Source organism: Actinomadura nitritigenes (assembly GCF_017573545.1).
Taxonomy (GTDB): domain Bacteria; phylum Actinomycetota; class Actinomycetes; order Streptosporangiales; family Streptosporangiaceae; genus Spirillospora; species Spirillospora nitritigenes.
Window position 1 is genome coordinate 318,906 of the sequence record NZ_JAGEOK010000004.1, and the last position, 13,980, is coordinate 332,885.

Annotated in this window: 10 protein-coding genes; 6 read left to right on the top strand and 4 right to left on the bottom strand. The window is 72.5% G+C overall.

Annotated features, from left to right (window positions below):
* Positions 1–633: 633 nt before the first annotated feature.
* On the bottom strand, positions 634–912 hold the full coding sequence (locus J4557_RS50760) for a DUF5318 family protein (protein ID WP_307799513.1): 279 nt from the start codon (positions 910–912) through the stop codon (positions 634–636).
* Between the two features lie 44 nt (positions 913–956).
* On the opposite strand from J4557_RS50760, the gene J4557_RS07800 reads away from it, so the two are divergent.
* From J4557_RS07800 to J4557_RS07815, 4 genes are all read left to right on the top strand, one after another.
* Complete coding sequence (locus J4557_RS07800) at positions 957–1,577, top strand: PadR family transcriptional regulator (RefSeq protein WP_208265737.1); 621 nt, start codon at positions 957–959, stop codon at positions 1,575–1,577.
* 112 nt (positions 1,578–1,689) lie between these two features.
* Positions 1,690–2,769, top strand: a complete 1,080-nt coding sequence (locus J4557_RS07805) for an inositol-3-phosphate synthase (protein ID WP_208265738.1) — start codon at positions 1,690–1,692, stop codon at positions 2,767–2,769.
* A gap of 197 nt (positions 2,770–2,966) precedes the next feature.
* Positions 2,967–4,736, top strand: a complete 1,770-nt coding sequence (locus J4557_RS07810; protein ID WP_208265739.1) for an ABC transporter substrate-binding protein — start codon at positions 2,967–2,969, stop codon at positions 4,734–4,736.
* Positions 4,737–4,805: 69 nt separating this feature from the next.
* Positions 4,806–6,128, top strand: coding sequence for an MFS transporter (locus tag J4557_RS07815; protein WP_208265740.1), 1,323 nt, complete (start codon positions 4,806–4,808; stop codon positions 6,126–6,128).
* On the opposite strand, the gene J4557_RS07820 is transcribed toward J4557_RS07815, so the two are convergent.
* From J4557_RS07820 to J4557_RS07830, 3 genes are all read right to left on the bottom strand, one after another.
* Positions 6,125–7,306 carry a serine hydrolase domain-containing protein gene (locus tag J4557_RS07820; RefSeq protein ID WP_208265741.1) on the bottom strand — a complete coding sequence of 394 codons (1,182 nt, stop codon included), beginning with the start codon at positions 7,304–7,306 and terminating at the stop codon, positions 6,125–6,127. The genes J4557_RS07815 and J4557_RS07820 overlap by 4 nt on opposite strands.
* 86 nt (positions 7,307–7,392) lie before the next feature.
* Positions 7,393–8,706 (bottom strand): adenosylmethionine--8-amino-7-oxononanoate transaminase, encoded by a 1,314-nt coding sequence (locus J4557_RS07825; protein WP_307799516.1) that lies wholly within the window; start codon positions 8,704–8,706, stop codon positions 7,393–7,395.
* Entirely contained in the window at positions 8,703–10,217 is a 1,515-nt protein-coding gene (locus J4557_RS07830; RefSeq protein ID WP_208265742.1) for a CCA tRNA nucleotidyltransferase, read from the bottom strand. The genes J4557_RS07825 and J4557_RS07830 overlap by 4 nt, the downstream gene beginning before the upstream one ends.
* Positions 10,218–10,557: 340 nt before the next feature.
* On the opposite strand from J4557_RS07830, the gene J4557_RS07835 reads away from it, so the two are divergent.
* Together J4557_RS07835 and J4557_RS07840 are read left to right on the top strand one after the other, a co-directional pair.
* On the top strand, positions 10,558–11,139 hold the full coding sequence (locus tag J4557_RS07835) for an aminoacyl-tRNA deacylase (protein ID WP_208265743.1): 582 nt from the start codon (positions 10,558–10,560) through the stop codon (positions 11,137–11,139).
* Positions 11,140–11,285: 146 nt separating this feature from the next.
* The gene (locus J4557_RS07840) at positions 11,286–13,979 is read left to right on the top strand and encodes a DUF6049 family protein (protein ID WP_208265744.1); all 2,694 of its coding nucleotides are present in this window, start codon (positions 11,286–11,288) and stop codon (positions 13,977–13,979) included.
* The last annotated feature ends 1 nt before the right edge of the window (position 13,980 follow it).

The window sequence follows — 13,980 nt, forward strand, 5'->3', positions numbered from 1 at the left end:
CCGGCGGCGCTCCCCATGAAGGACGAGCCGAGCGGGTCGTCCGGGAGGAAGGCGGCGCCCGGTTGCGGGCTCACGGGCCCGGCCGGCCCGGGGAGGCTCGCCGGGCCGGTGGACGGCGGCGCGGGAGCAGCAGATCCCGGCCCCGCTGCAGCGGGTGAACCGGACGAACCAGGCGAGCCGGACGGCGGAGGGCCGAAGACGGCGGTCGCGTCGAGTCTGATCCCCGCGGGGTCCACGGGCGGCGGCGGGGAGCCGAGCGGCCCGGGGCTCTGGCCGGGCGCGGCCGGCGGAGGCGGGGGCGTCGGTCCGCCGGCGTCGGCGTCGCCGGCACGGCTCCGGGCGTCCGGAACCTCCGGTTCGCCGGTTCGGCCGAGACGGGGGATCTGGTGCCCGCCCGGCCCTGGCGACCCGGACTCCGGTCGGGGCTGGCTTGGATTACTCACGCGACCTCATCAACAGGGGACGACGACGGGCGGCATGCCGTGCGTACCAGAGGGGGCTCCGGTGCCGCGGCGACTCGTGCGCCGTCCGAAGAGTACTGTGCGGGCTGGTGAGCGGGGGGAGCACGGTGCAGGGGCGGAGACCGTTCCTGCTGGTCGGACGCCCTCTCCTCGGCTGATCCTCCTTACCTGGTCACCGCTCGGGGCGCTGCTCCCCGCGGCCGAGGACGTAGGACACGGTCAGGTGGTTCCAGTCGCCACTTTGGCACACTTCCACCACATACACCCTGAATTCGCCGTATTCGCGGCCCATCTCGGCGGGCTCCGCGGTCGCCTCCGCCCGTCCCGGCGCGGCGGGCCGCGCCCGCGCCCGCGCCGGCAGATCACCTCGAACAGCCCCGTTTTCGGCGGGCGGCTTGCCATGATGCGGTCCGGTACGTATCTTGGCGATGTATCGAGCCGATACATTCACTCGATACATCGAACGGAGACATCGACTCTGCGGAGGGATTCGCGATGGCGGGCAAGAAGGGCGCGGGCGTGCTGGAGCTCGCCGTGCTCGGCCTGCTCCACGAGTCCCCGATGCACGGGTACGAGCTGCGCAAGCGGCTCAACACCCTGCTCGGCATGTTCCGCGCCTTCTCGTACGGGACCCTCTATCCGTGCCTCAAGCAGCTCCTCGCCAACGGGCTGATCGTCGAGGACCGGCCGGAGGAGCCGAACGCGACGCTCGCACTGCAGAGCCGCCGGTCGAAGATCGTCTACAAGCTCACCGCCGACGGCAAGGAACGGCTCCAGAACCTCCTGACCGAGGCCGGTCCGGCGTCCTGGGAGGACGAGGGGTTCGGCGTGCACTTCGCCTTCTTCTCGCACACCCGCGCCGACGTCCGGCTGCGGATCCTCGAAGGCCGGCGCAGCCGGCTCGAGGAACGCCTGGAGGCCGTCCGCGCCGCCCTCGGCCGCACCCGGGAACGGGTCGACTCCTACACCCTGGAGCTGCAGAACCACGGGCTGGAGTCGGTCGAGCGCGAGGTCCGCTGGCTCAACGAGCTGATCGGGCGCGAGCGGGCCGAGCAGGAACAGCAAGCCAGATCTTTCGAAAGCACTAAGGACATGCCTCGGGACAAGGGCCGCTGAGGAGCGGCCCCACCTGGGACGGGTGAACTCCACCTCAGGTCCCGCCAGTGGTGGCGTTCGCCCTCCGGGGCGGGCGAGGATCGCAACCGCAAGAGAATTAAGGAGCAATCGGATGGGTTCCGTGCGCGTAGCCATCGTGGGTGTGGGCAACTGCGCCTCTTCGCTCGTCCAGGGTGTCGAGTTCTACAAGGACGCGAGCCCCGAGACGCGGGTCCCCGGCCTCATGCACGTCCAGTTCGGCGACTACCACGTCGGCGACGTCGAGTTCGTCGCCGCGTTCGACGTGGACGCCAAGAAGGTCGGGATGGACCTGTCCGAGGCCATCCACGCCAGCGAGAACAACACCATCAAGTTCGCCGACGTCCCGCCGACCGGCGTGACCGTCCAGCGCGGCCACACGTTCGACGGCCTCGGCGAGTACTACCTCGACATCATCGAGGAGTCCGACGCCGAGCCGGTCGACGTCGTGCAGGCGCTGAAGGACGCGAAGGTCGACGTGCTGGTGTCGTACCTGCCGGTGGGCTCGGAGGAGGCCGACCGCTTCTACGCCCAGTGCGCCATCGACGCCAAGGTCGCGTTCGTGAACGCGCTGCCGGTGTTCATCGCCTCCGACCCCGAGTGGGCCGCCAAGTTCACCGAGGCCGGCGTGCCGATCGTCGGCGACGACATCAAGTCGCAGGTCGGCGCCACCATCACGCACCGCGTCATGGCGAAGCTCTTCGAGGACCGCGGGGTCGAGCTGCTGCGCACGTACCAGCTCAACTTCGGCGGCAACATGGACTTCATGAACATGCTGGAGCGCAAGCGGCTCCAGTCCAAGAAGATCTCCAAGACGCAGTCGGTCACCTCGCAGATCCCGCACGAGATGGCGAAGGCCGACGTGCACATCGGCCCGTCCGACCACGTGCCGTGGCTGGACGACCGCAAGTGGGCGTACGTCCGCCTGGAGGGCAAGTCCTTCGGCGACACCCCGCTGAACCTGGAGTACAAGCTGGAGGTCTGGGACTCCCCGAACTCCGCCGGCGTCATCATCGACGCGGTCCGCGCCGCGAAGATCGCCAAGGACCGCGGCATCGGCGGCCCGATCCTGTCCGCCAGCTCCTACTTCATGAAGTCGCCGCCGGAGCAGTACAACGACGACCAGGCCCGCCAGGCCGTCGAGAAGTTCATCGCCGGCGAGGTCGAGCGCTGATCCAGCGGACCTCCGCGCGCTGAGAGTCTCGTCACAAAGCTCTCCAAGGACGCCCTGACAGTGGACATCCCGCTGTCAGGGCGTACTTACTTCTCTACATAAAACGGTGATGTAGCGGCTCTTTGTCACGCTCTGGCCCTACTGTGACACCGCCGGTTATCGCAGACCAGCTGCCGGGTGCCGGACTGGAGGACGACATGGCGCGCGAGGTGATCAAGGTGACGGCGGGCATCGCCGGGCTCGCCGTCGGGCTGGCCGCGTGCGGCGGCGGGGGCGACGGCGCGTCCGCCGACGGCCCGCCCCGCGACGGCCGGACGCTCCGGATCGTCGGCTCGTCCGACGTCGAGCACCTGGACACCGCGTCGGTCGCCAGCGTCGGCGGGTACGGGCTCGCCCGCACGTTCGCCCGGACGCTGTTCGCCACCCGCGCGTCCAACGACTTCGCCGAGACCCTCGCCGTCCAGGCGGACGCCGCGGCCCGGCTGCCCAGCAGGGAGAACGGCGACATCGGCAAGGACGGGCGCACCTACACGATCCGGCTGCGCGACGGCCTCATGTGGGACACCTCGCCGCCGCGGCCGGTGACCGCGCAGGACTTCGTCCGCGGGTTCCAGCGGCTGTGCAACCCGGCGTCCCCGTCCGCCGGGAAGGGCTACTACATCTCGACGATCAAGGGGATGGACGGGTTCTGCCGCGGCTTCGGCGGCGTGAACGCCAGGGACGCGCGGGCGATCGCCGCCTACCAGCACGGCCACCCGATCGAGGGGGTCCGCGCGAAGGACGACCGGACGCTCGTGTTCCGGCTGAAGCACCCGGCCAGCGACTTCCTCAACCTGCTGTCGCTGCCGTTCACCGCCGCCGCGCCGCGCGAGTACGACGCGTACGTGCCCGACGGCCCCGAGCTGCGGCAGCACATGATCTCGGACGGCCCGTACCGGCTCGAGCAGTACCGTCCGGGGATCTCCTACCTGCTGACGCGGAACCCGGTCTGGCGGCAGGACGCCGACCCGATCCGCGAGCGGCACGTGGCGCGGATCCAGATCACCCTCGGCCAGGACTCGCCGGAGACGGTGCAGCAGCAGATCGAGCAGGGCGCCGCCGATCTCGCGTGGGACCAGCCCGTCCCGACGTCGGCGATCCCGCGGCTGCGCGACGACCCGCGCTTCGCCATCCGGGAGACCCCGAACAACAGCCCCTACCTGGTGTTCAACCTGCGCAGCCCGAACAACGGCGGCGCGCTCGGCGACCGGGCGGTCCGGCAGGCGCTGGAGTACGCGGTCGACCGCAGCGCCCTCATCAAGATCGTCGGGGGGCCGTCGGTGGCGCAGCCGCTGCACACCGTGATCCCGCCGGGCAACTCGGGCTACGCCGCGTCGAACCCGTACCCGACGCCGAACGAGTTGGGCGACCCGGGCAAGTGCCGGCAACTCCTGGCGAAGACGGGCCACCGGAAGCTCACGCTGAAGTTCCCGTACCGCACCAACAGCGTCCACAAGCTCATCGCCCAGTCCATCGCCGAGAACCTGTCCGCGTGCGGCGTCGACACCCGGCTCACCCCGGACACCGGCGGCTCGTTCTACTCCAGCACCATCGCGACGCCCGCGCGCGCCCGCGAGGGCCAGTGGGACATCGCCGCGCCCGGCTGGACGCCCGACTGGTACGGCAACAACGGCCGCTCGATCATCCAGCCGCTGTTCGACGGGCGCGGCTACGGGCAGAACTCCACCGACTACGGCGGCTACAACAATCCGCAGGTCAACGCGCTGATCGACAGCGCGCTCACGGCGACGGACGCCGGGCACGCGGCCGGCTACTGGCAGCAGGCCGACCAGCTGATCATGGCGGACGCGGCGATCGTCCCGCTCCTCGACCGCGCGCACACGATCTTCCGTTCGGAGCGGGTCCACGGGGCGGTGTTCGTCCCCACGGCCGCCGGCTACGACTACACGAGGCTGTGGTTGTCCTAGCGGAGGGGTCGCGCGGGTCGCGCGGGTCGCGGGGGTCGCGGGGGTCGCCGCCCCAGGTACTTTGATCAGGTGAAAGCCGGTGAGCTGGGCGCGATCGTGCGGGGGCGGGACTTCCGCCGCCTGTACGCGACGCGGCTGACGTCCCAGCTCACCGACGGCGTCTTCCAGGTCGCGCTGGCCGGCTACGTGTTCTTCTCGCCGGAGCGGCAGGCGACGGCGGGTAAGGCCGCGGCGGCGTTCGCGGTGACGCTGCTGCCGTACTCGGCGCTCGGGCCGTTCGCCGGGGTGTTCATCGACCGGTGGCAGCGGCGGCAGATCCTCGTGTGGACGCCGGTCCTGCGGGCGATGGTCGTGCTGCTCGTCGCGGCGCTGGTCGCGAGCGGGCGGGACGGCGCCGGTTTCTTCCTGGCCGTGCTGGTGGTGCTCGGCGTCAACCGGTTCTTCCTGTCGGCGCTGTCGGCGGCGCTGCCGCACGTGGTGCGGCGCGAGCACCTGGTGACGGCGAACGCGTTCTCGGTGACGAGCGGGACGGTGATCGCGTTCGTCGGGGGCGGCACCGGCTACCTGCTGCGCACCCTGTTCGGCGGCGGGGAGCGGGGGACGGCGCTGATCCTGGCGTCGGCCGCGGGGATGTACCTGGCCGCCGGGGCGATCGCGACGCTGCTGCCGCGCGGGCTGCTCGGCCCGTACCCGGCGGAGGCGGAGGCGCTGGCGGGCCGCGGTCCCGGGCGTGGCGCGCCGGGGGTGCGGGACGCGTTCGGCGCGGTGCTGTCCGGGCTGGCCGACGGGGCGCGGCACATCGCGGGACGGCGGCCGGCGGCGCTGGCGCTCGGCGCGATCTCGTTCCACCGGTTCCTGTACGGGATCATCCTGATGATGACGCTGCTGCTGTGCCGCGGCCATTTCGCCGGCGACGCCGACGAGGGGCTGGCGACGCTGGCGCTGATGCTGGGCGTGTCGGGGGCGGGGTACTTCGCGGCGGCGCTCGTGACGCCGCCGGTGGTGCGGCGGATCAGCAAGCAGGCGTGGATCGCGCTGCTGCTGGCCGCCGCGGCGGCGGGGATGCTGCTGCTCGGCCTGCCGTTCTCCGAGACGGCGTGGACGGCGGGCGCGTTCGGGCTCGGCGTCGTGTCGCAGGGCGTGAAGCTGTGCGTCGACACGACGCTCCAGGAGTCGATCGACGACGCGTACCGGGGCCGGGTGTTCTCGGTCTACGACATGCTGTTCAACACGACGTTCGCCGCGGCCGCCGCGCTCGCGGCGACCTGGCTGCCGTCGGACGGGGTCGCGTCGATGACCCTGGTCGCGGTGGTCGTCGCGTACGCGGCGGGCGCCGCGGCGTTCTGGACGGCGTCGGTGCGCGCCCCGAAGACCGTCCCGGTGCGGGACTAGGCGTCCTGCGCGAGGATCAGCTTCTCCAGGAGCGACTCGATCGGTGCGCTGGTCTGCGCGTCGTAGTTGCAGAGGATCACGGTGGTCCATTCCGAGTACGGGTAGGTGTACCAGGCGGTGTCGATGCCCTGGGAACCGCCGTTGTGGCCGAGGATCCGCTGCCCGTTGACGAGCGCGCTGTCCGGCCCGTATCCCGCGAACATCGTTTTGGCGGGCTTGCCGTCCTTGGGGGGCAGCGTGGCGATCGGCACCTTCGGGGTGGTGATGAGTTCGGTGTGGAGACGGCTGAGGAGCTTGTGGCCGTTCAGGGCCGAGGTGAAGCGCGCCATGTCCGGCGCGGTGGCGAAGGCGCCGCCGTCGGGCAGTCCCATGAAGTCGCGTCCCGCCAGATCCTCGCGCTGCCCCGAGGACGTGGTGGTGTAGGGGTGGGCGATGCGCCGGTCGTTCCGCGCCTGCGGCCGGGCGTAGAAGTCCGCCCCGGTCATCCCCGCCGCTTTGAAGACGTACCGGCGGACGTAGTCGTAGTAGGACAGGCCGGACACCTTCGCCACGATCGCGCCCAGCGTGACGAAGGCCGAGTTGCTGTACAGGTAGCCCGTTCCCGGCGTGAAGTGCAGCCTGTTCCGGCGGATGAGCGCCATGGTGCCGTCCATGACCTGGTCGGCGCTGGTCCAGGTGTCCTGGAGTCGCGGGTACTCGGGGTTCTCCTGGTGGTAGTCCCCCATGCCGGAGGTGTGGGTGAGCATCTGGTGCACGGTGACGGTGTCGGCGATCTCGGCGGGGAACCCGTCGAGATACGTGCCCAGTTTGGCCTCGTAGGCGATCTTCCCCGCCTCGGCCAGCTGCGCGACCGCCACCCCGACGAAGACCTTGCTGACGGAGGCGAGCGCGAAGACGGTGTCCGGCCCGTTGCGGATGGAGCGTTCCTTGTCGGCCATCCCGTAGGACCTGGAGAGCACGGTCCTCCCGCGGTTCACGAGCAGGACGGTGCCGGAGAAACGGTCGTTGGCCGCCTGCTGCCGGACGAACCGGTCGAACTCGCCACCTGGCCGCAGACCTGCGGGAATCCGTGCCCGCCCGGTGGCGCCGCCGGCACTCGCCGTTCCGGTGGCCGCCAGCAGCCCTCCCGCGGCGAGCGGTACGGTCCCCATCACCCCGAGCGCGGAACGTCGGTTCATGCCCATCCTGCTTCTCCCCTCACAGCGGCGAACTGGTGAGGAGAGGCAATCTGATCGTGTGTTTCCCGGCCGTTACCCGGTTCGGCTCAGAGGGACTCGGCGATCGCGTAGAGGGCGGAGCCGATGTGCCCGACCTCGTCCTCGGTGCACACGTACGGCGGCATCGTGTAGACCAGCTTCCCGAACGGGCGGAGCCAGACTCCGTGGGCCATCGCGAGCTCCTGGACGGCGGTCACGTCGACGGGTTCGCGGGCCTCGACCACGCCGATCGCGCCGAGGACGCGGACGTCGGCGACCGCGGGCAGCTCCCCGGCGCCGGACAGCTCGCTGGTGAGGACGGCCTCGATGGTGTCGACCTCCTCCCGCCAGTCGCGGGACAGCAGCAGGTCGATGGACGCGGACGCGACGGCGGCGGCGAGCGGGTTCGCCATGAACGTCGGCCCGTGCATGAGCGCGCCCGCCTCGCCGGAGGTGATGCCGTGCGCGACGCGGTCGGTGCACAGCGTCGCGGCCATCGTCATGTACCCGCCGGTCAGGGCCTTGCCGACGGACATGATGTCGGGGACCACCTCGGCGTGGTCGCAGCCCCACATCTCGCCCGTCCGGCCGAACCCGGTGGCGATCTCGTCCAGGACGAGCAGGAGGCCGTGCTCGTCGGCGATGTCGCGGAGCGCGCGCAGGTACTCGGGGGCGTAGAAGCGCATCCCGCCGGCGCCCTGGACGATCGGCTCGGCGATGATCCCGGCGAGCTCGTGGGCGTGCTCGGCGGCGAGCCTCGCGACCTCGTCGAGGTACGCCTGGTCGGGGTCGGCGGTGTAGCCGAGCGGCGGCACCGGCGCGAACACGTGCCGGGCGAGGACGTCGCCGAACAGGTGGTGCATGCCGTTGACGGGGTCGCAGACGGCCATGTCGCCGAAGGTGTCGCCGTGGTAGCCGCCGCGGACGGTCAGCAGCCGGTGCCGTTCCGGGCGGCCCTGCGACCGCCAGTACTGCATCGCCATCTTGATCGCGACCTCGACGGCGACGGAGCCGGAGTCGGCGAAGAACACCTTCGTGAGCGGCTCGGGCGTCAGCTCGACGAGCCGCTCGGCGAGCCGCACGGCGGGCGGGTGGGTCAGCCCGCCGAACATCACGTGCGCCATCTTGCCGAGCTGCCCGGTGACGGCGGCGTTCAGCTTCGGGTGGTTGTAGCCGTGGATCGCGGCCCACCACGACGACATCCCGTCGATCAGCTCGGTGCCGTCGGCGAGGGTGAGCCGGACGCCGTCCGCGGACACAACGGGCTGGACGGGCGCCGTCGCGGGCATCGGCGCGTACGGGTGCCAGATGTGCTCGCGGTCGAACGCGAGCATCCGCTCGGCCTCGGCCGGGCTCATCCGGCCCAGCTGCAGCGGGATCACTCCTCCTCCGAGGCCGTCGGGCCGGCGGCCGCCCCGGCGGGCGGGTCGGGCTCGATCCCCTCGCCGGCGGCCCAGCGGCGCAGCTCCCGCTCGGCGGCCTCCTTGCCGACCATCCCCTGGTCGAGGCGCAGCTCGAGGAGGAACTTGTAGGCCCGGCCGACGAGCGGCCCCGGCCTGATGCCGAGGATCGCCTGGATCTCGTTGCCGTCGAGCTCCGGGCGGATCGAGGCGAGCTCCTCCTCCTCGGCGAGCCGCTCGATCCGCGCCTCCAGGTCGTCGTAGGTGCGGCGGAGCCGGTCGGCCTTGCGCTTGTTGCGGGTGGTGCAGTCGGCCCGGGTCAGCTTGTGCAGCCGGGCGAGCAGGGGACCGGCGTCGCGGACGTACCGGCGGACGGCCGAGTCCGTCCACTCGCCGGTGCCGTAGCCGTGGAACCGCAGGTGCAGCTCCACCAGGCGCGACACGTCGGCGATGACGTCCTTCGGATAGCGCAGCGCGGTCAGCCGCTTGCGGGTCATCTTCGCGCCGACGACCTCGTGGTGGTGGAACGACACCCGGCCGCCGGACTCGAACCGGCGGGTGCGCGGCTTGCCGATGTCGTGCAGCAGCGCCGCGAGCCGCAGGATGAGGTCGGGCCCCTGCTCCTCCTGCGCGATCGCCTGCTCCAGCACGATCAGCGAGTGCTCGTAGACGTCCTTGTGCCGGTGGTGCTCGTCGATCTCCAGCCGCAGCTTCGGCAGCTCCGGCAGCACGTGCGCGGCGAGCCCCGTGTCGACCAGCAGCGCCAGGCCCTCGCGCGGGTACCGGCCGCAGATCAGCTTGGACAGCTCGTCGCGCACCCGCTCGGCGGAGACGATCTCGATGCGGCCCGCCATGTCCTTCATCGCCTGGACGACGTCGGGCGCGACGGTGAAGCCGAGCTGCGCGGCGAACCGGGCGGCGCGCATCATCCGCAGCGGGTCGTCGTTGAACGAGTCCTCCGGCTTCCCCGGCGTCCGCAGCACCTTGCGCTGCAGGTCGGTGAGGCCGCCGAACGGGTCGACGAACTCGTACCCGGGCAGCCGCGCCGCCATCGCGTTCACCGCGAAGTCGCGGCGGCGCAGGTCCTCGACGAGGGACGTCCCGTACGACACCTCCGGCTTGCGGGACTTCGGGTCGTAGGACTCGCTGCGGTAGGTGGTGATCTCCAGCTCGTGGCCGTCCTTGCGGAGGCCGACCGTGCCGAACTCGATGCCGATCGTCCAGACCGCGTCCGCCCAGCCGTCGATGATCTCCAGGATCCGCTGCGGCGGCGCGTCGGTGGTCAGGTCGACGTCCTTGGACGAGCGGCGCAGCAGCGCGTCCCGGACCGGCCCGCCGACCAGCGCCAGCTCGTACCCGGCGGCGGCGAACCGCTCGCCCAGCTCGTCGGCGACCGGCGCTATCCGGCGCAGCAGCTCCGCGATCGCGGTCCTGCGCCGCGCCGTGGCGCTGGGGTTCTCGTTGTCGTCGGGCACCTGGTCGAGCACGGCCATCGAGCGTATTTCCTTGGTGAGCGGGCTGACAAAGGACTTTCGGCGGGTCCGGGCCCTTCACACGGCGTCGGCCCCGGGTCACGTTCTGGGCACCCCGATGCCGCCGGCGCGACCGCCGGTGAGCCTCCCGTACGCACAACGGTAGCGGGATCCCCAGGCGGTACGGTCCGCCGCACCTGCGGGTCAGGCCCGTCGGGAGGCTTCACCTGCCGTTCGGCGAGTGTTGATCCGAACACCTCGGGTATGTGGGGACATTCCCCGCAGAGTGCGACCTACGGGGGCACAGGGAGACCGGCACGGGGATGTGCGGGACGTTCCCCCCGCAGGACGGAGCCAGAACATGAAGGACGCGCTCACCCTCCACCGCGCGCTGCTCGAGTGGGAGGCCGTGCACGAGATCGTGCGCCTGCCCATCGGGATCGCGCACGCCGACGAGCTGCCGAAGGCGCTCGGCCTGCCGGCGGACCGGTGCCTGGTGACGCGCGTCTTCGCCTGTGACGACTCCGGCCCCGACGACGCGCGTCCGGGCCGGCGCTTCCTCACCGGGGTGATCGTCCGGGCGGGGGACCGGCCGCCCGCCGAATCGGTCCGCCGCGCCATGGGCGCCCGGCGGATCGGGCCGGCCCGCGCCGACCTGGTCAACGCCGTCACCGAGTACGCGGCCGGGCTGGTCTGCCCGCTGCTGCTGCCGGAGTCGATGCCGCTGCTGATCGACCGGCGGCTGGTGGACGGCCCGCCCGGCCCCGGCGTCGTCTACACCCCGACCGGCGAGCCGTCCACGGCGCTCGGCATCCGCGGCCCCGACCTCGCCGCGTTGTGCCAGGCCGAGCCGGTCGATCTCGGCGCCCCGGCGGGCGTTCCGGCGCCCGCGCCGCGGCACGGCGGGCCGAACACGCCCGGACGGCGCCATCCGGTGGGCTGATCCGCCTCGGAAGTCCGCCGCCCCGCCGGTCCCGACTACCATCGGGGCCGTGGTGCGGGAAAACGACCTCCGCTCCGAGGCCGGCCCGGCGCCGGGCGGCCGCCGGGCGGACCTGTCAGCGGGCACGGCGTGAGGGCGGGCACGGCGTGAGAGCGGTCAGACGCGCGGTGACGCTGGCCGCCCTGCTGCCCTGGCTCGCGGTCGGCGCGGGCCCCGCGCTCGCCGCCGCGCCGGGCACCGCCGCGCTCCCCGGCACGCTCGCCGCCGACGCGGCGCTCCTCCCGGTCGCGGCCGCCCAGCCCGGCGCCGCACAACCCGAAGCCGCCTCGCCCGAAGCCGCGCAGCCCGAAGCCGCGGGGCCGCAGGCCGCGCAGCCCGGCTCGCCCGACGCGGCGCACGCCCGCAGCCAGGTCGGCCTCGCGCTGACCAAGGTCAGCCCCAAGCCGCTGAAGGCGAACTCCACGCTCGACATCCGGGGCACGGCGCAGAACCGGTCCGGGCACGCGATCGCCGGCACCACCGTGCGGCTGCGCTTCGGCCGCCAGCCGATCACCAGCCGCAGCCAGCTCGACCAGTACGCCCGGATGACGGCGAACCAGCTCCCCTTCCCCGGCCAGGCCAAGCAGATCCCGCAGGCGGCCGCCGCGGGCGGGAAGCAGGACTGGCAGTTCAAGGTCCCGGTCACGGCGCTGCACCTGATCCCGCCGGGCGCCACGCCCGGCGTCTACCCGGTCGGCGTCGAGGTCCTCAACTCCGCCCAGCAGGTCGTCGGCGGCGTGACGACGTTCGTGACGTTCATGCCGAAGCAGACGCACTTCAAGCCCGTCGCGGTCGGCTGGGTGCTGCCCCTCGCCGACCGGCAGCACCGGGCCGGCGACTCGGTCTTCCTCGACGACCGGCTCGCCGGCGAGGTGGCCGGCACCGGCCGGCTGAACGACCTGGTCGGCGCCGTCGCGGCCAATCCCCGGACCCCGGTGACCTGGGCGATCGACCCGGCCCTCCTCGACGACGTCCGGGAGATGGCGCAGCACGGCTACCACGTGCTGACGCCCGGCGGGCAGACGGCCGCCAAGGCGGTGAAGAAGAGCCCCGCGGCGGCCGCCTGGCTGGCCGCGCTGCGGAACGCGGCGAAGGGCGGCCGTTACTTCACCCTCCCCTACGCCGACCCCGACGTCGTGGCGCTCGCCCGCAACAAGATGACGGGCCCGATCGCGACCGCGTTCGACCCGCGCAACACCGGCGTCGCGTCGGACGTCCTCGGCCGCGCGCCCGACGCCCGCTACGCGTGGCCGCCGTACGGCGTCGCGGGCCCCGACACGCTCGACGCGCTCGCCAAGTACGGCCTCAAGAACGGCGGGCCGTTCCTGATGAGCGACCTCCAGTTCGGCGACCTGCCCGCGGGCGTGCCCGCGAACGCCACCAGCGCGATCCAGACGGCCCACCAGGGCACCCGCAAGGCGCTGATCTACGACTCGGGCCTGAACGACATCGTCAGCGCGAACTCGCGGACCCCCGGCGGCACGGTGCTCACCGAGCAGCGGTTCCTCGCCGAGACCGCGGTGATCGCCGGTGAGGCGCCCAACGTCCAGCGCACCCTCGTCATCGCCCCCGACCGGACCTGGAACCCCGCCCCCGGCCTCGCCGGCGACCTGCTGAAGTTCACCAAGGGCGCCGGCTGGCTGCGCGCGACGGGCCTCGACAAGATCGAGCGGGCCCCCGCGCAGGCCCGGGAGCTGCGCGCCTACAACGACGAGTACCAGAAGTACGAGCTCGGCGCCGCCTACCTCGACCAGGTGACCGCCATCGCCCGGCGCGCCGCCCGGTTCCGCGCGATCATGACCGCGCCGATCGGCGTGTCCTACGAGCGCGCCCTGCTGCGCGTGCAGTCGGCCTCCTGGCGGACGACCCCGTCCCGCGCCCGCAGCGCCAGGATCGAGCTGTCGAACGAGGTCGACCACGAGATGGCGCGGGTCCACATCGTCACCACCAAGAACCGGCGCGCGAACATGGCGGGCAGCTCCGGCAAGCTGCCGGTCACCGTCAAGAACACGCTGCACGGCCAGGCGGTCCGGGTGCGGCTGGTCGCCACGTCCGTGACGCCCGCCAAGCTGCAGCTCGGCAAGCTCGACAAGGGCGAGGACGTCATCGACCTCCGCCCGGGGGAGCAGGTGCAGCGCTGGTTCCCCGCGCAGGCGGCGGGCAACGGCACCTTCAACGTCCGGCTGGAGCTGCGCGACCCGGGGTCGAACAGGGTCTTCAGCAGCGTCGTCATCATGGTCCGCACCACGGGTTACGGGCGGCTCTCCCTGCTCATCACCGGTGGCGGACTTGCCGTACTCTTCGTGGGCGTCGGAGTGCGGGCCATCAGAGCGAGGCGCCGCCGGAAAGCGGAGGCAGCCGGTGACGGGTCGACCGGAGTGGGACCAGCAGAGACCGGAGAACCGGGGAACGGATTCCCCGGTCCCGGGTTCCCAGGGTCCGGGTTCCCGGGGTCCGGAGTACCGCCCGCAGGGGCCTCCGCCGCCGAGCCCCCCGCCGGACCCGCGACAGGGCCCTCAGCAGGGTCCACCGCAGGGCCCGCCCCCGGGACGTCCTCCGCAGGGCTACCCGGGTCCTCAGGGGCGTCCAGGGCCTCAGGGCTACCCGGAGCAGACGCCGCAGGGCTACCCGGCGCGGGGCCAGCAGCCCCCGTACCCCCAGCAGCCGCGCCATCAGCGGCCCCCGGCGCCCCAGCACCCCCAGGGGCCTCCGGCGCCGCAGAACCCGGCGGCCCACCCGGGGCAGGGGCCGACGGCCCCGCCGCGCACCGCGGCGAACATCGCGGCCGAGACCGCGATTGAC

What these genes read in the sequence shown, in the direction of transcription:
- J4557_RS07800 (WP_208265737.1), top strand. Translation starts at nt 957, where the DNA reads ATGGCGGGCAAGAAGGGCGCGGGCGTGCTGGAGCTCGCCGTGCTCGGC.
- J4557_RS07805 (WP_208265738.1), top strand. Translation starts at nt 1,690, where the DNA reads ATGGGTTCCGTGCGCGTAGCCATCGTGGGTGTGGGCAACTGCGCCTCT.
- J4557_RS07810 (WP_208265739.1), top strand. Translation starts at nt 2,967, where the DNA reads ATGGCGCGCGAGGTGATCAAGGTGACGGCGGGCATCGCCGGGCTCGCC.
- J4557_RS07820 (WP_208265741.1), bottom strand. Translation starts at nt 7,306, where the DNA reads ATGAACCGACGTTCCGCGCTCGGGGTGATGGGGACCGTACCGCTCGCC.
- J4557_RS07830 (WP_208265742.1), bottom strand. Translation starts at nt 10,217, where the DNA reads ATGGCCGTGCTCGACCAGGTGCCCGACGACAACGAGAACCCCAGCGCC.
- J4557_RS07835 (WP_208265743.1), top strand. Translation starts at nt 10,558, where the DNA reads ATGAAGGACGCGCTCACCCTCCACCGCGCGCTGCTCGAGTGGGAGGCC.